Source organism: Bacillus sp. FSL M8-0071 (assembly GCF_037975455.1).
Lineage (GTDB): Bacteria > Bacillota > Bacilli > Bacillales > Bacillaceae > Bacillus > Bacillus subtilis.
The window spans coordinates 1720972-1746238 of sequence record NZ_CP150256.1 but is presented as its reverse complement, the minus strand read 5'-3'; the positions used below and the strand labels follow the sequence as shown (position 1 = coordinate 1746238).

The 25267-nt window shown below is 43.0% G+C and carries 25 protein-coding genes; all 25 read right to left on the bottom strand.

Annotation, left to right across the window (positions count from 1 at the left end; genetic code table 11):
• Positions 1-133: 133 nt before the first annotated feature.
• The 25 genes from bcbE to rimP all read right to left on the bottom strand — a co-directional run bounded on the left by bcbE (position 134) and on the right by rimP (position 25218).
• Positions 134-1345, bottom strand: coding sequence for a bacillibactin exporter BcbE (gene bcbE, locus MKX71_RS09035; RefSeq protein ID WP_031600514.1), 1212 nt, complete (start codon positions 1343-1345; stop codon positions 134-136).
• Positions 1346-1483: 138 nt separating this feature from the next.
• On the bottom strand, positions 1484-2209 hold the full coding sequence (locus MKX71_RS09030; protein ID WP_003245732.1) for a GntR family transcriptional regulator: 726 nt from the start codon (positions 2207-2209) through the stop codon (positions 1484-1486).
• Positions 2210-2352: 143 nt separating this feature from the next.
• Complete coding sequence (gene spoIIIE / locus MKX71_RS09025) at positions 2353-4716, bottom strand: DNA translocase SpoIIIE (RefSeq protein ID WP_003245350.1); 2364 nt, start codon at positions 4714-4716, stop codon at positions 2353-2355.
• A 130-nt stretch (positions 4717-4846) separates the two neighbouring features.
• Complete coding sequence (gene tepJ, locus MKX71_RS09020) at positions 4847-5059, bottom strand: TepA modulator TepJ (RefSeq protein WP_047182622.1); 213 nt, start codon at positions 5057-5059, stop codon at positions 4847-4849.
• Complete coding sequence (gene tepA / locus MKX71_RS09015; protein WP_003245712.1) at positions 5056-5793, bottom strand: translocation-enhancing protein TepA; 738 nt, start codon at positions 5791-5793, stop codon at positions 5056-5058. Before tepA ends, tepJ begins: the two co-directional genes overlap by 4 nt.
• Before the next feature lie 115 nt (positions 5794-5908).
• Entirely contained in the window at positions 5909-7576 is a 1668-nt protein-coding gene (gene rnjB, locus MKX71_RS09010; protein WP_003231875.1) for a ribonuclease J2, read from the bottom strand.
• Positions 7577-7753: 177 nt separating this feature from the next.
• Positions 7754-8626, bottom strand: a complete 873-nt coding sequence (gene dapA / locus MKX71_RS09005; RefSeq protein ID WP_014476832.1) for a 4-hydroxy-tetrahydrodipicolinate synthase — start codon at positions 8624-8626, stop codon at positions 7754-7756.
• Positions 8627-8656: 30 nt separating this feature from the next.
• Entirely contained in the window at positions 8657-9871 is a 1215-nt protein-coding gene (gene dapG / locus MKX71_RS09000) for an aspartate kinase (protein ID WP_015483233.1), read from the bottom strand.
• Between the two features lie 91 nt (positions 9872-9962).
• Complete coding sequence (asd, locus tag MKX71_RS08995; RefSeq protein WP_003244674.1) at positions 9963-11003, bottom strand: aspartate-semialdehyde dehydrogenase; 1041 nt, start codon at positions 11001-11003, stop codon at positions 9963-9965.
• Between the two features lie 125 nt (positions 11004-11128).
• Positions 11129-11731, bottom strand: a complete 603-nt coding sequence (gene dpaB / locus MKX71_RS08990) for a dipicolinate synthase subunit B (protein WP_003244650.1) — start codon at positions 11729-11731, stop codon at positions 11129-11131.
• A gap of 2 nt (positions 11732-11733) precedes the next feature.
• Entirely contained in the window at positions 11734-12627 is an 894-nt protein-coding gene (gene dpaA, locus MKX71_RS08985) for a dipicolinic acid synthetase subunit A (protein ID WP_003231888.1), read from the bottom strand.
• A gap of 185 nt (positions 12628-12812) precedes the next feature.
• Entirely contained in the window at positions 12813-13070 is a 258-nt protein-coding gene (locus MKX71_RS08980) for a YlmC/YmxH family sporulation protein (protein WP_003231890.1), read from the bottom strand.
• Between the two features lie 77 nt (positions 13071-13147).
• Positions 13148-14377, bottom strand: a complete 1230-nt coding sequence (locus MKX71_RS08975; RefSeq protein WP_003245717.1) for a pitrilysin family protein — start codon at positions 14375-14377, stop codon at positions 13148-13150.
• Positions 14378-14416: 39 nt separating this feature from the next.
• Positions 14417-15376, bottom strand: coding sequence for a polysaccharide deacetylase family protein (locus tag MKX71_RS08970; RefSeq protein WP_003231894.1), 960 nt, complete (start codon positions 15374-15376; stop codon positions 14417-14419).
• A gap of 116 nt (positions 15377-15492) precedes the next feature.
• A complete protein-coding gene (pnp, locus tag MKX71_RS08965) occupies positions 15493-17610 on the bottom strand; it encodes a polyribonucleotide nucleotidyltransferase (protein WP_003231897.1) in 2118 nt (705 codons plus the stop codon).
• 172 nt (positions 17611-17782) lie between these two features.
• A complete protein-coding gene (rpsO, locus tag MKX71_RS08960; RefSeq protein WP_003220957.1) occupies positions 17783-18052 on the bottom strand; it encodes a 30S ribosomal protein S15 in 270 nt (89 codons plus the stop codon).
• 156 nt (positions 18053-18208) lie between these two features.
• Positions 18209-19159, bottom strand: coding sequence for a bifunctional riboflavin kinase/FAD synthetase (gene ribF / locus MKX71_RS08955; protein ID WP_014476827.1), 951 nt, complete (start codon positions 19157-19159; stop codon positions 18209-18211).
• A gap of 18 nt (positions 19160-19177) precedes the next feature.
• On the bottom strand, positions 19178-20107 hold the full coding sequence (gene truB, locus MKX71_RS08950; protein WP_339231967.1) for a tRNA pseudouridine(55) synthase TruB: 930 nt from the start codon (positions 20105-20107) through the stop codon (positions 19178-19180).
• Between the two features lie 82 nt (positions 20108-20189).
• Positions 20190-20543 carry a 30S ribosome-binding factor RbfA gene (gene rbfA / locus MKX71_RS08945; protein ID WP_009967251.1) on the bottom strand — a complete coding sequence of 118 codons (354 nt, stop codon included), beginning with the start codon at positions 20541-20543 and terminating at the stop codon, positions 20190-20192.
• Between the two features lie 16 nt (positions 20544-20559).
• Positions 20560-20838 (bottom strand): DUF503 domain-containing protein, encoded by a 279-nt coding sequence (locus tag MKX71_RS08940; RefSeq protein WP_003220950.1) that lies wholly within the window; start codon positions 20836-20838, stop codon positions 20560-20562.
• Complete coding sequence (infB, locus tag MKX71_RS08935; RefSeq protein WP_014479801.1) at positions 20835-22985, bottom strand: translation initiation factor IF-2; 2151 nt, start codon at positions 22983-22985, stop codon at positions 20835-20837. Before infB ends, MKX71_RS08940 begins: the two co-directional genes overlap by 4 nt.
• A 19-nt stretch (positions 22986-23004) precedes the next feature.
• On the bottom strand, positions 23005-23307 hold the full coding sequence (locus MKX71_RS08930; RefSeq protein WP_003220946.1) for a YlxQ family RNA-binding protein: 303 nt from the start codon (positions 23305-23307) through the stop codon (positions 23005-23007).
• Between the two features lies 1 nt (position 23308).
• Entirely contained in the window at positions 23309-23584 is a 276-nt protein-coding gene (rulR, locus tag MKX71_RS08925) for a glucose-induced regulator RulR (RefSeq protein WP_009967250.1), read from the bottom strand.
• 13 nt (positions 23585-23597) lie between these two features.
• Complete coding sequence (nusA, locus tag MKX71_RS08920; RefSeq protein WP_003231912.1) at positions 23598-24713, bottom strand: transcription termination factor NusA; 1116 nt, start codon at positions 24711-24713, stop codon at positions 23598-23600.
• Positions 24714-24747: 34 nt separating this feature from the next.
• The gene (gene rimP / locus MKX71_RS08915; RefSeq protein ID WP_003231915.1) at positions 24748-25218 is read right to left on the bottom strand and encodes a ribosome maturation factor RimP; all 471 of its coding nucleotides are present in this window, start codon (positions 25216-25218) and stop codon (positions 24748-24750) included.
• Positions 25219-25267 lie beyond the last annotated feature (49 nt).

The window sequence follows — 25267 nt, the reverse complement described above, 5'->3', positions numbered from 1 at the left end:
TTTTCAGCATCCGCAGAAACACTCTTTCATGTAATTATAGCAACTGTAGGATTTATAAGGAAACAATAACCTCCGCATGCTGTATAGGTACAGTTGTAAACTGTGCAAGGAAGCGCAAAAAAAAGACGGCTGGCTAGACCGTCCCTAAGTTTTTTTCTTCTTCTTCACTTTTTTTAGCATCTACAGTAAAGAGCACTAAAAATAAAGAAACGATGCTGCAAAACGCCGAGAGTATGAAAATAATCCAGTTTGCATTAGACATTAATGCAGCAAAAACAGGTGGACCGAGAGCTACTCCTATAAAGCGCATGCTATTGTAGAAGGAGGAAATGGTTCCGCATTGTTCACTTTCAATCCCTTCGGTTATTAATGCATCTAAAGCAGGAAGAGCCATTCCAATCCCAATCCCGCCAAAGCTTAAAAAGACAAATAAAAAATAAAAACTGTGGTTCCACCACAAGGCAATAAACGAAAGGGTTAACAGAATCATTCCTGTAACAACGCAAAATTTCATTCGGCCTTTATCTTTACCGATCTTTTTGCCAGCTATAAAAGAACTGGTTGACAAAAACAAAAGTGGGATTGCCAGTAATCCGCCTTTAGCTACTCCGTCAATAGCATACTTGTTCTCCAGCGTATCTGATAAATAAAATAATACGCCAAATAACAAAAACATAATGACACACCCGATAATGAAGACCGTATAAAGCCAGCGACCATCCTGTTTAAAAATTTTCTTCACACTCTTAATAAACTCAGAAACAGCAGGCGCATCTTCATCTTCTTCAGGCTTGGCCACCAAAAACAATACGAGCAAAAAGCTGATCAAACAGAAAAACGGAATAAACCAAAATGGTACAAACCAATACCAAGAAGCCAGTAAGGCTCCAAGTATGGGACTCAGTACCTTCCCTGACGTGTTGGCGGTTTCAATATCGCCAAGACCCGCGCTGACCTTTTCATCGTCTCCTTTAAACAGGTCGCCGATAAACGGCATGACAATCGGAGCGGCACCTGCAGAACCAATGCCTTGAAGAACCCGCCCCGCCAAGATCATAGCATAAGGATTTTTCATATAGGTCGAGGCAAAAGCAGCTACGGCTCCCCCCAATCCTGCAATGAGGAGGCATGGAAGCAATATTTTTTTTCTCCCGAAACGATCCGACAAATATCCGGCAATCGGAATGCAAATAATTGCTACTACTGAGTATACAGTAATGATTAAAGACACTTGAAATGAAGTCACAGACAGCTTTTTCTCCATCATCGGAAGAACAGGAATCAGCATGGAGTTCCCGAGTGTCATCACAAGCGGGACGGAAGACAATGCAATAATATTTTTCATTCCATTTTTCTCTCTCAACATTTTCACCCATTCACTTTCTTGTCATCTCTTATATATTGCGTTAACCGGAATGAAAGTATGTACAAAGAAACATGAATCAGTGCAAATAAAAAAACAGACACATACAGGCGTCCGTTTTTAGAATCGTTTACGCAAAACATGAAATCTGAATTTATCCGCTCTAAAATAATTTAAAGAATAAAGCACCGGTTTATCGTGCTGATCGTAATGGGTTTGTTTTAACAGCAAAAGAGCTGTTTCCGGATCGCATTCAAGCACTGGAGAAATGGTATCGTGATAGCCGATCGGTTCTATATCAGTTACTGCATAGCTGATTACGGAGCCTGAATTTTTCTCAAGCAGGTCAAACATAGATTCTTGCTGATGAGAAAAAGAATTCGGCAAAATATTCATCGGAATTTTGTCTATACAATACACAATCGGCTGTCCGTCAGCTGTCCTGACTCGTTCAAGGTAAAAAAGTTCTTGCCCTTCTGCCAAGTGAAATCTCTTCGTATCATCTTCAGACGGCATAAGCACTTGTGATGATAGAAAAATCGTGCCAGGGGTCATATTCGCCTGTTCTATCATCTTGGTTACACTGTTCAGCTGTTCAATACCCGAAAGAAATAACGGCTTAGAATGGACAAAAGTGCCTACACCATGCCTTCTGATAATCACATGCTCTTCTTCCAGTATCCGCAAGGCTTCTCTTAGCGTCGCTCTGCTGACACCAAGCTTTTTGGAAAGCTCAAATTCAGAAGGCAGCTTTTCCTTCTCAGTGTAGATCCCATTTTTTATATCCTCTTTAATTCGTTCAATTACTTTCAAATACAAGTGCCGATTATCAGCTTTTGTAGACATGTTTCCCCTCCGTAAACCACTTTCGATAAAAATTATTGAACAATTGGGACAACTATATCATGTTTTGTCGAAAAAATAAATAGAAAGGTGATCAGTTTACATAATATCATTATTGACAACTATAGAAAGCGGAACTCCCTTCATTAAGAAGAGAGCTCATCATATTTCTCTTTTGATAATAATACTTCCCTAGGTTTGCTGCCTTCATACGGTCCGACAACACCGCGTTCCTCCATTGCGTCAATCAGGCGCGCCGCTCTCGTATAGCCAATTCTGAATCTTCTTTGCAGCATTGAAACAGATGCCGTCTGCATGCCGACGATTAATTCAACAGCTTCATCATAAAGTTCATCAGTAACCTCGGAATGAGTTTCCGTCGTCTCCTCAGGAATCATTTCTTCTTGATATTGCGCTTTCTGCTGTGTAATCACATGGTCGACGACCTTCTCCACTTCGTCATCCGACAAAAATGCTCCCTGCACACGGACAGGTTTGTTAGCCCCTACAGGTAAAAACAGCATATCGCCGCGGCCAAGAAGCTTCTCAGCGCCACCCATGTCAAGAATGGTCCTTGAATCCGTCTGTGAAGATACGCTGAACGCGATTCGTGACGGAATGTTCGCTTTGATCACCCCTGTGATAACATCCACCGATGGCCGCTGTGTCGCAATAATAAGATGGATGCCGGCAGCCCGCGCCATTTGGGACAATCTCGTAATCGAATCTTCCACATCAGATGAAGCGACCATCATGAGATCGGCAAGCTCGTCCACAATGACAACAATATAGGGCAGCTCTGGCTGTTTCGCTCCTTCTTCATTGTTGGCGCGTTTTATATAATCATTGTATCCTTCAATATTTCTTGTACCCGTATGAGAAAATAATTCGTACCGCCGCTCCATTTCATTGACAACCTTTTTCAAAGCCTGCGACGCTTTTTTCGGATCGGTTACAACAGGAGCAAGCAAATGCGGAATCCCGTTGTAGACATTTAGCTCTACCATTTTAGGATCGATCATCATCATTTTCACTTCATGCGGTTTCGCCCGCATTAAAATACTTGTAATAATGCCGTTGACACAGACACTTTTCCCGCTACCGGTTGCGCCTGCGACCAAAAGGTGGGGCATCTTGTTTAACTCAGCCAATACAGCTTCACCTGAAATATTGCGGCCGAGTCCAATTAACAGCTTCGCATCCGGTCTGTCATTCAATTTAGACTCCAGCACTTCCTTCAGCGAAACCATTGCCACTTCTGCGTTTGGAACTTCAATTCCGATTGCTGATTTGCCTGGTATAGGCGCTTCGATCCTGATATCCTTCGCAGCAAGCGCAAGCGCTAAATCATCGCTTAAATTGACAATTTTGCTAACCTTCACTCCGACATCAGGATATACTTCATATTTTGTTACGGCCGGTCCGAGATGAACCTGTGTGACTTTCGCCTTTACGCCAAAGCTTTGGAATGTGCGTTCAAGCTTTCTCGCATTTTCATAAATATTCTTTTTATCAGCCTGCTGGCCGGTATGCTTCGGATCTGCCAGCAAATCCAGTGACGGCATCTCGTAATCCTTATTTTCGAGCTCTGTAAAGGTCATAGGAGGAGCAGAAACAGTTTCCTGATCACCTGTCTCCGGTTGGATGTCCTGAAGCGGCTTCGACACAGGTTCGGCGCGCTTTTCTATAACTGGAGACTCTTCCTCTTCATTACGATCAGAAAAGCTTGAGATAATCGGCTCTGAATGAATAAGAGGCGATACTGTTTCATAATCCCCCTCTTCATCAGGAGGCTCCGGTTCCATTTGCTGTTTTTTGCGGGCCGGTTTTTGTTTTTTGCTCGGCGCTTTCGTTTTTTTCGATGACTGCATATTTGATTTGAAGGATTTCATATCATCAATAAATGCTAACCATTGTTCTTTTATAAAACGTCCAATCGGGCTCATCCACTTTTTTAGCGTTTCTTGTAGCGAGCGTCCTGTTACTAAAATCATTCCGATCAAAATCATGACAATTGCCATGATCTGAGAACCAGTCGACGCAAACAAAAAGTGTGAAGCCGCAAACAGCAGCGCACCGATCATCCCTCCGCCTAAATCAGGTGAAGCAGAGCTGCCATTCATGTCCATTAAAAATAATTCCCACGTATTGCGCACCACGCTTGCAGACTCAATAGACCCTTTGTGCGTCAAATTTTTAAATAGCTGCACGTGAGAAAGCAGCAATATGCTTGCGATAATACAGTACAACCCGGCCTTTCGTCTCGTTAAAAGGCTTGGGGTTTTTTTCTTCCAAAACAGTGAGACTCCTAACACCAATAAACCTAACAAGCATAAAATAAACCACTCTCCAGCAAAAAAGCGGAACAAATAGATAAACGTTTGCCCGACTACCCCCAGCTGCAAGATTGCGATAATTGAAATGGCTATACACAGCAATCCGTTGAGCTCGTATTTTATATTGAGCTGTTTCGCCTGTTTTTTTCTTGATTTTCGTTTTTTCTTTGCCACACTCATCACCTTACTGCGTTAAAAAATGTAAGTTCATACATAATGAAGAAAGCAGCCGTTTACAGGCTGCGTTTTTTCTGTAGGATTCCCCTATTATAGCATATTTTGCCCTTAAAAAAGGGTTGGATTCTTATACGTTTAATTTCAGCTTTTGTCCCGGTGAAATGTCCGGATGCAGAAAATGCATTGGATTGGTGCTCATGATTTGAATGACTTCCGCTTCATTCCCTTTCATTTCGACTAGAAGCGGTACACCTTTATATTCAATTTGCTCATGTGCGCTTTTCTCTTGGTTCTGTTCTGCAAACACAATTTCCTGCGGCATCACGGTATAAAGAATCATTGAATCATCCGTCCTTCTTCTTTCCTTGCTTCATCGATGAGCTCATTCAGTTTATTGATTGCCTGTCCGACACCGCCTGCGTGATCGATCAATCCGTATTTAACTGCATCCTTACCGACCACATTTGTTCCGATATCGCGTGTTAAGTTTCCTTTTGAAAACATTAGCTCTTTAAACTTCTCTTCGGTTATATTGGAATGGCTTGTCACAAATTTAACAACTCTTTCTTGCATCTTATCCAGGTATTCAAACGTTTGCGGCACCCCGATGACCAGCCCGGTGAGCCTAACTGGATGAATCGTCATCGTTGCTGTTTCGGCGATATAGCTGTAATCACAGGATACAGCAATCGGAACGCCGATGGAATGTCCCCCGCCAAGCACGATAGAAACGGTCGGTTTCGATAAAGATGCAAGCATTTCCGCTATGGCAAGACCAGCTTCAACATCTCCTCCGACAGTATTTAATATGATCAGCAAGCCTTCAATTTTAGGATTTTGTTCAATTGCCACAATCTGCGGGATGACATGTTCATATTTTGTTGTTTTGTTTTGCGGAGGAAGCTGAACATGGCCTTCAATTTGTCCGATAATGGTCAGACAATGAATATTTGTATCTTGGGGCAGCTGCGGAAGCGTCGTTTCACCAAGCTGCTGTATTTTATTCATAATGCTGTCCTTCGCATCATTTTTTTCAGGACGCTCTTCTTCTGTGTTTTCCATACGATGATCCATCTCGCTTTCATCCTTTCCGAGTTTCTCTTTGTATTATGAACAAAGATACTTCATTCAATCCCGGCTTGAAGGACAAAAAATAAAGACCGGAGCAGCTCCGGTCTTTAGTCAGTCATTATACTTCCATAATAATTGGGATGATCATCGGTTTACGTTTCGTTTTTTCATAAAGGAATTGGTTCAAAGCATCCCGCATTGCCTGCTTCAACGTTGACCATTCGACATTTGATGTTTCAGTCGCTTCTGTCACGATGGACCGAACAAGCTCAGTAGCCTGTACGATAAGACCTTCAGACTCTCTTACATAAACAAAGCCGCGAGTGATAATTTCTGGTCCTGATACAAGATGTTTCTTTTGTTTATCAAGTGTAATGACAACGATTAAAATTCCGTCCTGTGAAAGCAAGCGGCGGTCTCTCAATACGATATTGCCGATATCACCGACACCTAAACCATCAATTAAAATATTGCCGTAAGGAACTTTATCCCCAATTTTTACGTTTTGGCCGCGGAATTCAACGACGTCGCCTTTTTCAATTAAGAAGATGTCACTGCGCTTCATGCCGGTTTCTTCAGCGATTTTTGAATGAGCTTTTTGCATTCTGTATTCGCCGTTTACAGGAATCAAATATTTTGGTTTAAGCAGGTTGATCATCAGCTTTAACTCTTCTTGTGAGCCGTGGCCTGATACATGAACACGCTTTTGGGCAAAGATGACTTGTGCACCGGCTCTCGCAAGAAGATCTACTGTTTTAGAGTAAATGAGTTCCTGCCCGGGAATCGGAGTTGACGCAATGACCACCGTATCCCCTTCTTCAATGTTCAGCTGTTTGTGAGCTTTGTTTGCCATTCTTGTCAAAGCAGCTAATGGTTCACCTTGGCTTCCGGCTGTAATAATAGCCACTTCGCGCTTCGGATATTTTTTGACATCCTGTACAGAAATAAACAATTCATCATCTGCTTCAATGTATCCTAACTTTCTCGCCAGCTGCAGGACAGATTGAAGATTTTTTCCGGCTACGGCAATCTTTCTGCCATTTTGAGCCGCTGCATGAATGACTTGCTGAATCCGGTTAATATTGGATGCGAAAACAGCAATAATCACCCGGTTCTGTGAATTATACAGCGCATCCGAAATTTCTCCGCTGACAGCCGCTTCCGAAGGGGTGTAACCCGGCCGTTCCGCATTTGCACTGTCAGAAAGCAGAGCGAGCACGCCGCTATTGCCGATCTTGGCGATCTCGCCAATGTCGCACGTCTGATTAAGTGCAGGTGTTTGGTCAAATTTGAAGTCTCCCGTGCATACAATAGATCCAAGTGATGTTTTAAAGCTCACACCTACAGAATCAGGAATGCTGTGAATCGTTCTAAAGAACGATACTTTTGTTGATTCAAATGTAATGACAGATTTGGAGTGAATTTCTCTTAAATCAGTTTTTCGGTTATGTCCGTATTGTTTTAATTTCTCTCTTAACAGTGCAAGCGTCAATTTTGTTCCGTACACTGGAACGGACAGCTTGTTTAATAAGTAAAAAACGCCGCCGATATTTTCATCGTGCCCGTGCGTTAAAAAGATTGCCTTGACGCGGTCAGCCCGTTCAATCAAATATGATATGTCAGGAATCACTACATCAATACCGAGCATTTCGTTTTCTGGATGCATAAGGCCGGCATCAACGACAAATATGTCTGAGTCAATTTCAATGACATAAAGGTTCTTCCCAATCTCTCCGACACCGCCAAGGGCGATAATTCTAACGTTTTCTGTATTTTTCTTTTTCAAAATCTATATCCTCCTAGTCTCATACCCGTCCATCATCACTTGTTCCTATTATAACTGAAAGTAAATTTAGAAAACAAGATAAAGCAGAAGGTTTAGGGAAAACCAATATGTAAAAGAAACGGTCAAACTCAGCTGAATGTGAGAATGACCGCGTTTGTTTCACTGTATGAAATTTTCTTACAGTTCGCTGATCGTGCTGCTTAAGCTCAGACGTTCATCCTCAGTTAACGGGACTAGAGGCAGACGCACAGAACCGACATCAAGACCTCTCAGCTGAAGCGCTGTTTTGACTGGAGCAGGATTAGGCGCTTTAAACAGTTCCTTCATAATCGGCAGCAGTTTCTGATGGATCAGTGCCGCATTAGCTGTTTGCCCATTCGTATAATTTTTGATCATTTGCTGCATATCAGAGCCTGCAATATGGCTCGCCACTGATACAACTCCTCTTCCTCCAACTGAAAGAATAGGAAGCGTCAGAGCGTCATCCCCTGAATAGACATAGAAGTCTTCCGGTGTTTCTGCAATAATTTTTGTAATCGCTTCTAGGTCTCCGCTCGCTTCTTTAATCGCAACCACATTCGGAATGTCCGCAGCCAAACGAATCGTCGTTTCAGGAGCAAGAGAAGCAACCGTACGGCCAGGAACATTATAGAGCATAACCGGAAGAGATGTCTCTGCCGCAATTGCTTTAAAATGCTGGTACATTCCCTCTTGAGAAGGTTTATTGTAATACGGGGTAACAAGCATAACAGCGTCCACGCCCGCTTCCTCAGCTTTTTTTGTCAGCTTAATGGAATCTTTCGTGTTGTTGCTTCCAGTACCAGCGATAACGGGCACCCGTCCGTTTACTTCTTTTACCGTATATTCAAAAAGCGCAATTTTTTCTTCAGTTGAAAGGGTCGGAGATTCTCCAGTTGTTCCCGCTACTACTAAAGAATCCGTTCCGTTTTTCAACAAGTAATCAATCAGTGTAGACAGTTTTTGAAAGTCTACGTTCCCTTTATTGTCAAAGGGTGTAATCATCGCTGTAGACACATTTCCGAAATTCATTTTATTCACCTCATCATGATTCAATCACATTTACTTCGAAAGTTCAAACACTTCATGCAAAGCGTTTACAGCAGGAACCATATCCGCTTCATGGACGAGCACCCATATCGTCGTATGGCTGTCAGCCGACTGAAGGATCGGAATTTCTTTTTCTGAAAGAGCCGATACAATTTTGGACGTAACACCGGGAACACCCATAATGCCCGCGCCGACCGCCGATACCTTCGCGCAGTTTCTCGTCACCATTGGATCATAGCCCATATCCATTAAAATACGCTGAGCTGTTTCTGTTTTATTTCCGGCTACCGTATAGACGATTTCACTAGGTGTAATGTTAAAGAAATCGACACTGATTCCAGCGTTTGCCATAGCCTTGAACACTTCAGTCTGAACGTTATACTGGCCGATTTTCGCAGGCACTTTGAACTGCGTGACATCTTTGACATGGGCGATTCCCGTAATCAGCCTTTCAAAAACATCACTGCCGACCTTGGAAGAGTGATGTGATGTCACCAATGTACCTTTATCATTCGAATAAGTCGAACGGACGCGGATCGGAACCTTGGCCTGCATTGCGATTTCCACAGCACGTGGATGAATGACCTTGGCCCCCTGATACGCCAGGTTGCAGATTTCCGTATACGTCACAACAGGAAGCGGTTTTGCATTTTCCACCACTCTTGGGTCAGCAGTCATCACGCCTTCTACATCGGTGAAAATATCGATGTATTCCGCATCAACAGCTGCTCCGAGTGCGGCTGCAGACGTATCGCTGCCCCCTCTGCCGATTGTTGTTGTATCACCCTTTTCAGTTGCGCCCTGGAAGCCTGCGACGACTACCGCATCATGATTGGCGAGCACACTGAATAAACGCTCCGGTTTCATTTCAATGATTTTCGCATTGGTATGCTGATCATTCGTTAAAAAGCCAGCCTGAGCCCCTGTCAGCGCAGCTGCTTTCACACCGTTATCAAGCAGCATGCTTGTAAAGACGACAGAGGAAATAGTCTCTCCGCAAGATAAAAGCAAATCCTGCTCCCTAGGAGAAATCGCTGACTGATCGCCGTAAAGCAGCCCGAGCAAAGAATCTGTTGCATACGGGTCTCCTTTTCGGCCCATCGCTGAAACGACAACGACAACCTTATATCCTTCACTGATTGCTTCTTTAATATGCCCTAAAGCCAGTTTGCGGCCTTTATCATCTTTTACTGATGTTCCGCCGAACTTTTGAACAATTATCTTCACTGTTTTCACTCCAAATTATTCGGACGTAACAGAAGAGAGCAGGCTGATAGCGCCTTACTCTCTTCTATTCGTCTTTAGAAAATTCTCTCTTTTATACGAGGTTTAGTTTTTTCAGGCTTTCTGCAATTTGAACAGAGTTCCATGCCGCGCCTTTTAATAGGTTATCAGAAACAACCCATAAATGAAAACCGTTTGCTCTGTCCAAGTCTTTGCGGATGCGGCCTACAAACACATCGTTTTTGCCGACAGCATCAGCAGGCATCGGATAAAGCTGCTGGCTTGGATCATCCTGAAGTGTCACGCCCGGAGCTTCTTTCAATAGATTTTTAATATCTTCAACTGTAGCGTCATCACGGTCTATTTCGATGTAGACGGACTCTGAGTGCCCAGTTTGGATTGGCAGTCTCACACATGTAGCCGCTACTTGAAGGTCAGGCATGTGCATGATTTTTTTCGTTTCATTTATCATTTTCATTTCCTCAAACGTATAGCCGTTATCTTGGAATTTATCGATTTGCGGAATCGCGTTGAAGGCGATTTGATAGTGTTTTTTGTCACCTTTTACAGGCATGATCTCAGGCTCTATTTCTTCTTTATTTAAAATCGCCTGTGTTTGGCTGTAAAGCTCTTTTACAGCTTCATTACCCGCTCCTGATACTGCCTGGTAAGTTGATACGATGACCTTGTTTAAGCCATATGCTTTGCGGATCGGTTCAAGTGCCGCAACCATTTGGATTGTAGAGCAGTTTGGATTGGCAATAATGCCGTTGTGTTCATGCAAGTCTGCCTCATTCACTTCTGGCACAACAAGCGGTGTATTTTCATCCATGCGGAACGCACTCGTATTATCTATAACAATAGCGCCGCGTTTTACAGCTTCTGGTGCCAATGCTTGTGATACGCTTCCGCCGGCGCTGAACAAAGCAATATTTACCCCTTCAAAGCTCTCAGGAGAAGCTTCCTGAACAGTCAGCTCTTGGCCTTTAAACGTGACTTTTGTCCCCGCAGAGCGTTTTGAAGATAGCAATGTAAGTGTGTCCATTTCAAAGTTTCTGTCTTCAAGTGTTTTAAGCATTTGTTGTCCCACAGCCCCTGTCGCTCCGACAACAGCTACGTGTAAACCTCTTCCCATCTGTAAAACTCCTTCCGCCAATCAGCTTCATTGAATTGATTTGACTATGATTTTACGTTTTATTTTACCATAGAATATGCGGGTGATGACCGAATTTTTTAGTTTGGGAAAGATTTTCTGTAAATTTAGTCATTTCCCTGATAATTCTCAACTAGAATCGGCTGAAGCTGCTGGTGCATGAGTGCCTTTTCAATCGTTTGCGGAAGCAGATCCATTTTGGCTACCATTGAATTCGGTTTTTTAAATGGATCATCTTGCCCGAATGGAATAAAAAAGATATTTTTTGTTGACATGAGCCTCATTAAATTTGTTCCGTTTAAACCAAGAGCATCATTTGTCGAGATACCCAGAACGACAGGCCGATTGTTCCGGATTGTCGCTTTTGCCGCCATCAGCACCGGGCTGTCCGTCATGGCATTTGCCAGCTTGCTCATTGAATTGCCTGTTAAAGGCGCAATGACCATGCAGTCAAGGGGCAGCTTCGGCCCAAGAGGTTCTGCCTTTACAATCGAATCAATGGCCTCATATCCAGTCAGGTCTTCAATTTTTTTAACCCATTCTGCGCCCTCTCCAAATCGGGTATTTGTAGATTTTACATTAAATGTGACAACCGGACGGACTTCAGCTCCTTCGTTGACCAACTCCTCAATTTGCGGGAAAACCGCTTCATATGTGCAATGCGACCCGGTCAGCCCAAACCCGATTCTTTTTCCTTTTAATGACGACATCCTTATTTCCCCTCCTCAGCTTGTATTTCAGCCAAAAGCTTGCTCAAGACGTTTGCAAGGATTTGCCCAGCTGTTTTAGGAGCGACAATCCCTGGAAGCCCGGGAGCAAGAAGTGCTTTAATCCCTTGTTTCTCGGCATATTTAAAATCCGTTCCCCCGGGACGTGAGGCCAGATCCAATATTAAGGTTTTTGGTGTCATGCTAGAAAGTACCGTTTGATTTAAAATCATACTCGGTATGGTATTAATGCAAATATCTATATCTTTTACATGCTCTTTCAGCTCATCGGTATGAAAAGGAACGAGCCCCATTTCAGTGATACGTGCCAGATGCGCTGAACTTCTTGCCCCCACTTTTACATTCGCCCCGAGCGCGGCAAATGTACGGGCAATCGTCATCCCGGTGCGCCCCAGACCGAGAACGGCCACCTGTGATCCGTGTATCGTATAATCCGTGTGCTGAATAGCCAGCATGATCGTTCCTTCTACTGTCGGAATAGAGTTGTATATCGCAATGTCATCCCGCTCAAACAGTTTTACAAGTTTTCTTTTTGCCTGAGCTGCAATGTTTTCTAAATAGGCGTTAGAAATTCCTGAGAAAATGACACAATGTGCAGGCGTTCTGTCGAGATGGTCCTGTTTTAACACAACTTCTTCATTAGAAAATACAGTTGATACGACACCTTCTCCTGTTGTCGCGGATACTGGAAGAATGATGCTGTCTATTTGCTGAAAAGGAATTTCATCAATATTGCATTTTACTGCCCCGGTAAAACCGTGATCCAATTGGTCAAAACCGACAAGATAGATGTCAGCCTGCTGTTCAGTGAGCTTTCTTATAATTTCGAGCTGTCTTGCGTCACCGCCGATAACTGCAATTTTCAATCCGGTTAACATTCTAAACGTTCACCTTCTTTGTATATACTGGATCTCTAGTTGTTAAGCTCCCCTTCATCTTATGATCAAAAGGAAATACCGGTGAATATAAAAGATGCGCTTTTTCCATATAAAAAAACATCGGCTCCGGCAGCCGATGTTTCAGATGTTTTCTTTAGAGCCCGCTTCACAGGCAATTGGGCTATTTACTCTTGTCGAGGAGGCATTTCCTCAGGTACATCTAATATAATCATATCTGAACCGATCTTTTGAATATGGTGCCATGGGACACGAATGTCATGACCTTGCTTTCTCAAACCAAACCACTTAACTGTGGGAATGAGGAGTGCTGTAATCTGTCCATCCTGTTCATTGATTTCCAAATCGGTCTGGCCGAGCACTCCGAGCCGTTCAGCTCTTTTGATGTCTACAATTTCCTTTCCTGATAATTCACTGAGCCGCATGTCTGTCACCCCCTTGTACTATGTATGATGAAAGGGATTAAAAAATGCCTGCTCCATTATGGAGCAGGCTTTCCTTTTTAAGACGGCATATTGCCGGAAGGGCTGATAAGTGCTAATGCATAGTCTTCGGTAAACAATTGTCTGGCAAGGCCGTTAACACGCTCTAAGTTCACGGCGTTTAATTCATTGATGATTTCATCTAATGTTTTATGTTTGCCGAGCAGCAGTTCATTTTTTCCGTTTCGGCTCATTTTGCTGTTTGTGCTTTCTAAGCTCAGCATTAAGCTTCCCTTCATTTGCTCTTTGCTGTTTTCCAGTTCTTTCGAGGTAATGCCGTCACGTTTTAATGTGGCAAGGGTTTCTTGAATTGTTTCCGACAGCTGCTGAAGCTGATTTGCCCCCGTTCCGCCGTAAATCGTTAGCATTCCGCTGTCCTCATATGAGCTGTGATAGCTGTAAACAGAATAAGCAAGTCCTTTATCTTCACGCACATCTTGGAACAGCCGGCTGCTCATGCTGCCTCCGAGCACATTATTGAGGACGATTAAATCATAAATACGTTCATGGCCAACCTCTAAGCCTTTAAATCCAAGGCACAAATGAGCCTGCTCTGTTTCTTTTTTTCTCGTCAGTTTTTCCGTGTGGAACTCAGGCTTCTCAAGGCCTGTTGCTTTACCTTTCGCCTCGTATGACCCGAACCATTTTTCTACATCTTTGATAAAACTGTCAGATATATTGCCCGCTACCGAAATCACCACTCGGTCCGGCGTATAGTAATCATGCATGTATTGTCTGAGAGAGTCACCGTTAAAGGAAGCAAGCGTTTCTTCCGTGCCTAGAATTGGGTAGCCTAAAGAATGATTGCCGTAAGTGGCTTTGCTCAATAAATCATGTACAATGTCGTCCGGCGCATCTTCATACATTTTAATTTCTTCATATACTACATTTTTCTCTTTTTTCAGCTCGTTTTCATCAAACGTTGAATGAAAGAACATATCTGCTAATACGTCCAGCGCGTAATTCGCATGCTCGTCAAGCACCTTTGCATAGTAGCAGGTATATTCCTTTGAAGTAAACGCATTGACCTGGCCGCCAATACGATCAAAAGATTCTGCTATCTCGCGTGCAGATTTTGTGCTCGTCCCTTTAAAGAACATGTGCTCTAAAAAGTGAGAAATTCCGTTTATCTCCGGCGTTTCATGTCTCGAACCTGTGCCGATCCATACGCCGATCGCAACAGAACGGACTGTCGGGTTATTTTCCAGCACAATTCTTACACCATTTTGACACGTATATCGTTTAATCAAATTTGTTCCTCCTATTCAAAGACAAGCTGCCTTCATCTGTTACTTCAATAGTCTTGTTTCATCCATTAGTTCAGTGACTGTTCCAAGCGCATACCCTTTGTCTTTTATCTTTGTAATCAGCGCTTCAAGACTTTCCGCCGTAGGGTCAGTCGGATGCATTAAAATCATAGCACCATTATGTATCTTGCTTAACACTCTCGTCTGAAGTACAGACGGAGCCGGCTTTTGCCAATCGATTGTATCAACTGTCCACATGACTGTTCCCATCTGTTTCTCTGCTGCAATGTCGATAACCGCTTTTCTGAAACTTCCGCTCGGCGGAGCGAACCACTTTGGCTTAACGCCGATCGTTTGTTCTATTTGTTCATTAGTCTTGTCGAGCTGCTCGGAAATTCTTCCTGTAGTCAGTTTGCTCATATCCGGATGATTGTATGAATGATTTCCGATTTCATGTCCGTCTTTTGCAATCTTCTTAGCGAGCTGTACATTGTTTCTCACCCAATTGCCTTCTAAAAAGAACGTAGCTTTAACCTGGTGCTTTTGCAGAATAGGGAGCATTTTTTCCAAATACTCATTTCCCCATGCCACATTGATTAAAAAAGCCACCATCGGTTTGTCAGGATTTCCTTTATAAATAGGCTCAGGCTGAAGTGACTCAAGATGAACACTTGGTTTTACTTGACTGTACACCAAATCTTTTTCCCGAAACTCACCATGCTTTTTCATTTTTTTATATGATTGTTCAATATTGACCTTTAATCCATTGTAGCCTGGAATGCTTTTCCACACTTTATCAATTCTTGCATTCTGGGGCTTAACTTCGTATTCCGGCGCTTTTTGAAGCAATTCTTCATATAATTGGTCTTTTGACGCCGTGACAGTCACCGTATCTTTTTTCATTGCCCCTATATAATCAAGTGCATGCGGATTTTCCATCATCTCAAATGAGACAAAAAAAAGAAATAAAAAAACGGCAAACGGTACAAATTTTTTGTACATGTTCTGTCCCCCCTCATTTCACATTATGAAGGAGAGGGACAAGGTAGAACCCGCCTGCTTTTGAAAAGCTTCAAAATAAAGAAGCCGGGTCTCCCAGGCTCCTTTTATGTTTTCATTTAAGATTGTTGTTCTTCTTTTTCTTTCTCTTCACGGAGCACCGCTTTGCGGGATAAATTCACTCGTCCTTGTTTATCAATTTCAGTGACTTTGACAAGAATCTCGTCTCCGATTTTCACAACATCTTCAACTTTCCCTACGCGTTCAAGCGCAAGCTCTGAAATGTGCACCAAACCGTCTTTTCCGCTGAAAATTTCAACGAAAGCCCCGAATTTTTCAATCCGTTTCACTTTACCTAGGTAAAGTTGGCCGACTTCAACCTCTCTAACAAGGTCTTCGATGATTTTTTTCGCTTTTTGGTTGCCGCTTTCATCTGTAGAGGAAATAAAGATTGTGCCGTCCTGCTCAATATCAATTTTAACACCGGTTTCTTCGATGATCTTATTGATTTGTTTCCCGCTTGGTCCGATGACATCGCGGATTTTATCAGGATTAATGGTCATTGTTAAGATCTTAGGCGCATATCGAGAAAGCTCTTTTCTTGATTCGCTTAATGTTGCAAGCATGCTGTTGAGGATTTCCATTCTGCCCTTTTTCGCCTGCTGAAGCGCTTCTTCAAGAATCTCTCTGGAAAGGCCTTCAATTTTAATGTCCATTTGCAGGGCCGTTACGCCTTTTTCAGTTCCCGCTACTTTAAAGTCCATATCTCCGAGCGCGTCTTCCATGCCTTGGATGTCAGTCAAGACAGTGTAATGTTCGCCTGATTTGACAAGACCCATCGCAATACCAGCAACTGGCGCTTTAATCGGTACACCGGCATCCATCATTGCAAGTGTGCTTGCGCAAATGCTTGCTTGAGATGTAGAACCGTTTGATTCAAGCACTTCTGAAACAAGACGGACAGTATAAGGGAAGTCTTTTTCAGACGGAATAACTGGCTCAAGCGCACGCTCACCCAGTGCTCCGTGTCCGATTTCACGACGTCCCGGTCCGCGCATCGGTCCTGTTTCCCCAACGCTGAATTGCGGGAAGTTGTAATGATGCATAAACCGTTTCGACTCTTCGACACCTAAGCCGTCAAGGATTTGCACATCTCCCAGAGCACCTAGCGTACATACGCTGAGGGCCTGAGTTTGTCCCCTTGTAAATAGACCTGAACCGTGCGTTCTTGGCAAGAGGCCAACCTCTGAAGAGAGCGGGCGGATTTGATCGACACCGCGGCCGTCCGGTCTTACTTTCTCTTCAGTAATCAGGCGGCGAACTTCATTTTTCACCAGCTTGGATAAAATCTGCTTCACTTGCTTGATTGTGTCTTCATCATGTTCTTCATCCTCGAATTTTGCCACAACTGCGTTCTTCACTTCGTTAATGGCATCTTCACGGGCATGCTTTTCATGAACTTGGATGGCTTTCAGCAGATCCTCTTCTGCCAAAGCTTTTACTTTTTCATTAAGCTCTTCATCAATTTCAAAGAGCTTAATTTCAGATTTCTCTTTGCCGACTGCTGCAACAATTTCTTCTTGGAATGCAATCAGGCGTTTAATCTCTTCATGGCCGAACATAATGGCTTCAAGCATGATTTCCTCAGGAACTTCGTCCGCTCCCGCTTCTACCATGTTAATCGCATCTTTCGTGCCGGCAACGACAAGATTGATGTCGCTTTTTTCAAGCTGATCGACTGTCGGGTTAATGATAAATTGATCATCAATGCGTCCGACAGTAACCCCTGCAATCGGTCCTTCAAACGGAATATCCGATACAGAAAGTGCAAGAGATGAACCGAACATGGCAGCCATTTCTGAAGAGCAGTTTTGGTCAACACTCATGACAATGCTGATGACCTGAACTTCATTACGGAATCCATCGGCAAACAAAGGACGGATCGGACGGTCAATTAAACGGCTGGCAAGAACCGCTTTTTCACTTGGACGTCCTTCTCTTTTAATAAATCCGCCCGGAATTTTCCCTACCGCATATAATCTTTCTTCATAGTTTACAGTAAGAGGGAAGAAATCAAGCGGTTTAGGTTCTTTTGAAGCGGTTGCTGTACTAAGTACTGCTGTATCACCGTAGCGGATCATCACAGCACCATTTGCCTGTTTGGCAAGCTGGCCGGTTTCAACAGTTAGCGTTCTTCCGGCCCAATCTATGGTAAAGACATGTTTTTCTTGTCCCATACAATTACGAACTCCTCTCTTCGTTGTGTGAAATAATCAATTACTCCTATTATGAACGAAATGAATTGAACATATCAATGTCAAAGTAGTATGTAAAAGGATTTCAATGATTTGTTATAAGAAATTTCGCTTTAATACGATAAAAAAGCGGGAATCCTCCCGCTTTTTACGATTATCGACGTAAGCCTAGTTTGTTAATTAACTCACGGTAACGAGTTACGTCTTTATTACGCAGATACGTAAGAAGATTACGACGCTTACCTACCATTTTAAGAAGACCGCGACGTGAGTGGTGGTCTTTCTTGTGAGTACGTAAATGCTCGTTCAAGTTGTTAATTGAGTCAGTTAGGATAGCGATCTGAACTTCTGGAGATCCAGTATCAGATTCGTGTGTTTTGAACTCATTGATGAGTTGGTTTTTACGCTCTTGAGTAATTGCCATCCTGTTTCACCTCCAAATCATATTTAGCCCCAGTTACCTAGCAACCGTCGGTGACTTCGGATTGCCAAGCAATGGTTTTAAGACTACGAAAACTATCATACTAAAAATCGTGCCTATATGCAAATATTTTAGAATAAAATTTGCGTGCGTTGCAAGTTATTTCCGCAAATTGCTGAAATAACGAATGGCTTCCTGCTTATCTTTCTCAATTTGCTCAGTTAATTCTTTGATGCCATTGAATTTCCGCTCGCTCCGAATCCGTTTATACCATTCGATTTTTATAGCGGCTCCATATACCTCCTGATCGAAATCAAACAGATTGACCTCGATGGAAGGCTGCTCAGGGCGCTTTTCATAAAACGTCGGCTTATAGCCAATATTGCAAACACCATTGTAAACTTCGCCGTTCACTTCCGCTTTTACGGCATATACACCTGTGGGCGGAACGATATAGCTGTTATTTAAACCCACATTTGCTGTCGGAAACCCGATGGTCCGCCCTCTTTTATCACCATGAATGACAATTCCTTTAATAAAATAAGGCTGTCCAAGCAAGACATTCGCCAATTCAACATCTCCGTTTTGAAGCGCGGTACGGATATACGAAGAACTGATTTTTTTATCCTGCTCCGTCAATTTTTCTACCATTGTGCACCCAGCTTTTCCGTCTAAATCATCCGGCATGGTCTCCATTGTCCCCTTGCCGTATTTGCCGTACGTAAAGTCAAAGCCTGCCACTGCGTGCTGCACATTAAGACCGATAATATACTGGTCTATAAACTGCTTAGGAGAAAGAGAAGCAAACACTTCATTAAATTTAACGACATACAGAACTTCTGTGCCTAATTGTTCAATTTGGTTTATTTTGTCTTCAAGAGGCGTAATCAGATCCTTTGGTTCCTTATCTCTGCCCAACACGTGGGAAGGATGGGGGTGAAAGGTCATCACAGCCAATGTCAGACCTTTTTCTTCGGCTATTTGCTTCGCTGTGCCGATTACCTTTTGATGCCCGAGATGAACGCCGTCAAAATATCCTAACGCCATCACTGATTTTGCCTGCTCCTCTTTTATTAAATGATGAGGATGTGTAATATGTATCGTCTTCACAGAACGGTCACCTTTTTTCTATTGTTCGCTTTTTTGCATCAATACTTTTGCCGGCTTTAACAGCCCTTTTTTTGCAGGATGAGGGAAATAGATCGCCAAACAGGTTCCGGATTCAGTAAAGACGGCGATACGGTCTTCACTTGTCATTTCAGAAAACTGCTCGGGCGTCTCAAGCAAAGCCCCATTTTCTACTTTCTTAGCTAATGTATCACTTATGATCCATTTCGGCAAATGATTGAGCGCACGTTCAATAGGAACTGTATGCTCTTCCACGGTTCCGGATTGGGCCTGTGCTTCGAGCTCATCAAAAGTAAAGCATTCGTCGAGAGAAAAATCTCCGGATGCCGTACGGATTAAATGAGACATATGAGCCGGATATCCGAGCTTTTCTCCGATCATGACCGCCAGCGTCCTTACATAGGTCCCTTTGGAGCAAGTCACTGTAAACCGGAAGCTTGCGGTTTCTCCATGATGTTTAATCTCTGTCGTCAGGGCAATGTCTTCAATGGTTATCATACGTTTCGGACGTTCTACTTCAATCCCCGCTCTTGCGTATTCGTATAATTTTTTGCCGTTTACTTTTACAGCGGAATACATGGGCGGAATTTGTTCTTGTTTCCCCTTTAAACTGTTTAAAACCTTTTCTACATCCGCTTTATCAATGTCGTGATTGACAGGCTTTGTTTCCACCGTTTCTCCGGTTTGATCCTCTGTTGTGGTTGAAAAGCCAAGCGTTATTTCTGCATCATACGTTTTAGATTTTTCAGTTAAGTATTCGACTATTTTTGTCGCTCTTCCTACACAAATCGGAAGCACGCCTGACACTTCCGGATCGAGCGTTCCTGTATGTCCTACTTTTTTTGTTTTTAACAGCTTTCGGATCTTCATGACACAGTCGTGCGATGTCATGCCAACAGGTTTATGTAAAAGGAGAAATCCGTTAACCATTTGCCTTTCACTCCTTCTTTTTTAACTTTTTTCTTTTAAACGAAGAAAGAGGACAGACGATATACGCCTATCCTCTCATTTTTTATTCAGATGGTTTCTCTGAATGTAATTCGTGAATCAGTGTTTCGATCCGATTCCCGTAATCGATTGATTCATCGAACTCAAATTCAATTTCAGGCGTTTTTCGAAGTCTGATGCGGCTGCCGATTTCGGATCGGATAAATCCTTTCGCTTTTGCCAGTCCTTTCAGCGCTTCTTCCCGTTTTTTCTCGTCACCGAGAACCGAGATATACACCTTTGCAATTTGCAAATCACCTGATACACGTACATCCGTTACTGTCAGAAAACCAATTCTCGGGTCTTTCAGCTTGCGGCTGATAATATCACCGAGTTCTTTTTTCATCTGCTCGCCGACACGGTTTGCTCTCATACTCAATTCAATCACCTCTAAGTTAAAACCACTCTGTCCTAGTGATCGTCCGTTCAATTTCAGGAAAAGAATCGATAAACGCTAGGACGCGCTGCAGTTCTTTTTCTGTTTGAACGCGAGAGGAAGAAACAGCGGCGATTCCGAAGCTGGTTCTTTGCCAGGTGTCCTGATAGCCAATCTCCGAAATCGAAACATTGAACTTGTTTTGAACCCTGGTTAAAATCCGCTTCAGAACGGCACGCTTTTCTTTTAGCGATCCTGCATCATAAATGATGCATTCACACTCCGCAAATCCGATCACGTTCTTTCAATTTCTTGCATGACAAACGCTTCTAGGATGTCACCTTCACGAATGTCATTGTATTTCTTAATTGTAATACCACATTCATAGCCTTGTGAAACTTCTTTCACATCGTCTTTAAAGCGTTTCAGAACATCTACTTCGCCTTCAAAGATGACGACGCCGTCACGAATTAAACGGAGGCCGCTGTCGCGCGTAATGGTTCCTTCAGTAACATATCCGCCGGCAATTGTACCGATTTTAGATACTTTGAATGTTTGGCGTACTTCTACTTGACCAATTACTTTTTCTTCATATTCAGGATCAAGCATACCTTTCATGGCAGCTTCAATCTCGTCGATTACTTTGTAAATGATACGGTGAAGTCGAATATCTACATTTTCAGCTTCAGCCGTACTCTTAGCATTTCCGTCCGGTCTCACATTAAACCCAATAACAATTGCATTGGAAGCAGATGCCAAGATAATGTCAGATTCAGTAATCGCACCAACGCCTGTATGGATGATTTTCACTTTAACGCCTTCTACTTCAATTTTTTGAAGCGCAGCCGTTAAAGCTTCAGCAGATCCTTGAACGTCAGCTTTTACGATGAGGTTGATGTCTTTTACATCACCTTGCTTAATTTGCTCGAATAAATCATCAAGACTGAGCTTCGCTTTATCGCTGCGCTGCTCTTCAAGCTGTTTCGAAGCACGGGCTTCACCGACAGAACGAGCTGTTTTTTCATCCTTAAAGACAAGGAATTGGTCTCCCGCTTGAGGGACATCATTCAAACCGGTAATTTCAACCGGAGTTGACGGGCCGGCAGTTTTCACACGGCGGCCAATGTCGTTGACCATTGCACGGACACGGCCAAATGTATTGCCGACTACGATCGGATCACCGACATGCAGTGTTCCAGTCTGTACGAGCAACGTCGCAACTGACCCTCTGCCTTTATCGAGTTCAGCTTCAATAACCGTTCCTTTTGCCTGACGGTTCGGATTCGCTTTCAGTTCCTCTACCTCACTGACAAGCAAAATCATTTCAACGAGCTCATCAATGCCTTTTCCAGTTAAAGCGGAAAGCGGCACAAAAATGGTTTCTCCGCCCCAAGCTTCAGGGACAAGTCCGTATTCCGTCAGTTCTTGCATTACACGGTCAGGGTTTGCAGATTCTTTATCTATTTTATTCACAGCAACGATGATTGGAACCTCTGCTGCTTTTGCATGGTTAATCGCTTCAACTGTTTGCGGCATGACACCGTCATCGGCAGCTACGACAAGAATCGTAATATCAGTTACTTCTGCACCGCGTGCACGCATTGTTGTAAATGCGGCGTGGCCCGGTGTATCCAAGAACGTGATTTTCTTGCCGTTCTCTTCAATTTGATAAGCGCCGATATGCTGAGTGATTCCGCCTGCTTCTCCTTCAACAACCTTTGTTTTACGGATGCTGTCAAGAAGCGTTGTTTTCCCATGGTCAACGTGGCCCATGATTGTCACGACAGGAGGACGAATTTCAAGATCCTCTTCATTATCAGGCTCTTCGTATTTTTCCAGCTCTGTTTCTTCAAGCACAATGACCTCTTCTGTTTCAACACCATATTCTGATGCAATGAGTTCGATTGTGTCTTTATCAAGCTCTTGGTTAATGGTTGCCATTACGCCAAGAAGCATCAGCTTTTTAATGATTTCTGAAGGCTCTTTGCCAAGCTCTTCAGCAAGTGCGCCAACTGTTAAAGTGCCAGAGAATGTAATTTTCTCAGGAAGCTCTTTTTTCGGCTTTACAGGCTTTTGCTGATGTTGGTTTTTATTATTGTTGTTGTTGCGTTTATTTTTTTTGTTGTTGTTATTCTTCTTGTTTTTGTTAAATTGATTATTCTGCACGTCATTCTTCTTTCCGTCTCGAATTTTATTTGGTTGATTTCCAGCTGATTGCTGATTAACCCCTTGTGGCTGTTTGTTTTTGTTCGTTTCTGCTGGCTTTTGAGATTTAGCAGCTGCGCCGCCTTTTTTATATTTGGCATCTAGCTTTTTAATGGCCTTTTCTTCAAGCATGGCCATGTGATTATTCACTTCTAAATCCATGTTCTTCAGTGCGGTCAAAATTTCCTTACTTGAAACATTTAACGCTTTTGCATATTCGTATACTCTCATTTTAGCCATTCGTTCACCCCCAAAAATATTAATCGAGCAAGCTGATCAGCTTATTCGCAAAACCTTGGTCAGTGACGGCGACAACGACACGGGCTTCTTTACCGATAGAGCGTCCAAGAACCGCGCGACTCTCGACTTTTTTATAAGGGACTTTATAATAATTGCACTTGTCAGTTACTTTTTTTGCTGTGTTAGATGATGCATCCTCTGTAAGCAGGACAAGCTTTGCACGCGCATTCCTGATTTCTTTTATTACCAAGTCTTCGCCTGACACGACCTTACGAGCTCGATTGGCCAGACCCAGCAAGGGAAACCATTCCATTCCAGACATTTTATTTTTTCACCTTTTCCGCCAGTTCCAGCAATTCATCGAAAATCTGGTCATCGATTTGTGATTGAAATTGATTTTGCAAAGTGTTTTTCTTTTTTGCTGCTAAGATGCACTCTTTATCCAGCGTTAAATAAGCACCCCGCCCATTCTTTTTTCCGGTCGGGTCTACTGAGATTTCGCCTTCTTTCGACCGTACAACTCGGATCAGTTCCTTTTTAGGCTTCATTTCACCAGTCACTACACATTTGCGTAATGGGATCTTTTTGTGTTTATTCACCTAAAGTCACCTCTTATTCATCCGATTCAGCAGTTTCAGGCTCCGTAAAGAGCGGCTCATCATCTTCTTCAAGTTCTCTCGGATAGATTCCAAGTTCTCTTGCGTCCGTTTCGCTCTTAATATCAATCTTCCAGCCTGTCAGTTTAGCAGCTAAGCGTGCGTTTTGTCCTCTTTTGCCAATTGCCAGAGACAGCTGGTAATCAGGAACAATAACAGTTGTCGCTTTTTCTTCTTCATTAACAATGACATCAAGCACTTTGGAAGGACTGAGCGCATTCGCGACAAATTCTACAGGATCACTGGACCAGTTGACAATGTCAATTTTTTCACCTTTTAATTCATTGACGATTGCTTGCACACGCTGGCCTTTAGGCCCTACGCATGAACCGACAGGATCAACGTCAGGATCATCTGTGCGAACAGAAATTTTTGAACGGTCGCCGGCTTCTCTGGCAACAGATTTTAGCTCGACAGTTCCATCATAAATTTCAGGCACTTCAATTTCAAACAAACGCTTTAACAGGCCTGGATGTGTTCTTGACACATAAATCTGCGGGCCCTTCGTTGTTTTTTCTACTTTTGTGATATATACCTTAATGCGGTCATGGGGCTTGTAGCTTTCATTCGGCATTTGCTCATTAACCGGCAGCAAGGCTTCTATTTTGCCTAAAGACACGTAGATAAATTTATTGTCCAGACGCTGGACGATCCCTGTCATGATGTCTTCTTCACGGTCGATAAATTCAGAATAAATCACACCGCGCTCAGCTTCGCGCACACGCTGTGTGACGACCTGCTTCGCTGTTTGAGCAGCTATGCGCCCGAAATCCTTAGGTGTAACTTCGATTTCGACGACATCGCCGACCATATATTCCGGATGGATGCCCTGTGCCTCTTCAATTGAGATTTCTAATCTCTGGTCGTATACTTCGTCAACGACATCTTTTCTTGCAAATACACGGATGGAGCCAGTTTCACGGTTTAGATCCACCCGTACATTTTGCGCTTGATTAAAATTCCGCTTATAAGCAGAAATTAACGCAGCTTCGATTGCTTCGATGATAATTTCTTTACTGATGCCTTTTTCTTTTTCAAGAATCGTGAGAGCATCTAATAATTCACTGCTCATTTAACGGTCTCCCCCCTTAAAACATTTGTATTCATTAGAATGTAACAGCTAATCTTGCATTAGCTATCTTTTCATACGGAATATTGATCCGTTTCTTTCTTGTTTTGATCGTGATCTCAACTGTCACTGTTTGTCCATCAAATTCAGCCAGTTCACCTTCAAACACTTTTACGCCGTCAATAGGCTCATACGTCTTAATGTATACGTTTTTTCCTAGTGATTTTTCGAAATCGGCTTTTTTCTTTAGCGGACGCTCAGCTCCTGGAGATGAGACTTCAAGAAAGTAATTTTGGCTGATTGGGTCTGCTTCATCAAGCTTTTCGCTTAAAGCTTCGCTTACTTTGGCACATTCCTCAATATCCACACCGTCATCGGAATCAATAAACACGCGAAGGAACCAGCTTTGGCCCTCTTTGACAAATTCAATGTCAACGAGTTCCAGCTGAAGGCTGTCTACGATTGGCTGAGCCATTTCTTGAACGGTGTCAGTCACTTTTTTGCTCATGTTCTTCCTCCTTGTGCTGTCGATCTCATATTCGTCTCGTCACTCTGCA

Coding starts and splice junctions, on each gene's coding strand:
- bcbE (WP_031600514.1), bottom strand. CDS start 1,345: ATGAAAAATATTATTGCATTGTCTTCCGTCCCGCTTGTGATGACACTC.
- MKX71_RS09030 (WP_003245732.1), bottom strand. CDS start 2,209: ATGTCTACAAAAGCTGATAATCGGCACTTGTATTTGAAAGTAATTGAA.
- tepJ (WP_047182622.1), bottom strand. CDS start 5,059: ATGATTCTTTATACCGTGATGCCGCAGGAAATTGTGTTTGCAGAACAG.
- tepA (WP_003245712.1), bottom strand. CDS start 5,793: ATGGATCATCGTATGGAAAACACAGAAGAAGAGCGTCCTGAAAAAAAT.
- dapA (WP_014476832.1), bottom strand. CDS start 8,626: ATGAATTTCGGAAATGTGTCTACAGCGATGATTACACCCTTTGACAAT.
- asd (WP_003244674.1), bottom strand. CDS start 11,003: ATGGGAAGAGGTTTACACGTAGCTGTTGTCGGAGCGACAGGGGCTGTG.
- dpaB (WP_003244650.1), bottom strand. CDS start 11,731: ATGTCGTCATTAAAAGGAAAAAGAATCGGGTTTGGGCTGACCGGGTCG.
- dpaA (WP_003231888.1), bottom strand. CDS start 12,627: ATGTTAACCGGATTGAAAATTGCAGTTATCGGCGGTGACGCAAGACAG.
- MKX71_RS08980 (WP_003231890.1), bottom strand. CDS start 13,070: ATGCGGCTCAGTGAATTATCAGGAAAGGAAATTGTAGACATCAAAAGA.
- MKX71_RS08970 (WP_003231894.1), bottom strand. CDS start 15,376: ATGTACAAAAAATTTGTACCGTTTGCCGTTTTTTTATTTCTTTTTTTT.
- pnp (WP_003231897.1), bottom strand. CDS start 17,610: ATGGGACAAGAAAAACATGTCTTTACCATAGATTGGGCCGGAAGAACG.
- rpsO (WP_003220957.1), bottom strand. CDS start 18,052: ATGGCAATTACTCAAGAGCGTAAAAACCAACTCATCAATGAGTTCAAA.
- truB (WP_339231967.1), bottom strand. CDS start 20,107: ATGGTTAACGGATTTCTCCTTTTACATAAACCTGTTGGCATGACATCG.
- infB (WP_014479801.1), bottom strand. CDS start 22,985: ATGGCTAAAATGAGAGTATACGAATATGCAAAAGCGTTAAATGTTTCA.
- MKX71_RS08930 (WP_003220946.1), bottom strand. CDS start 23,307: ATGTCTGGAATGGAATGGTTTCCCTTGCTGGGTCTGGCCAATCGAGCT.
- nusA (WP_003231912.1), bottom strand. CDS start 24,713: ATGAGCAGTGAATTATTAGATGCTCTCACGATTCTTGAAAAAGAAAAA.
- rimP (WP_003231915.1), bottom strand. CDS start 25,218: ATGAGCAAAAAAGTGACTGACACCGTTCAAGAAATGGCTCAGCCAATC.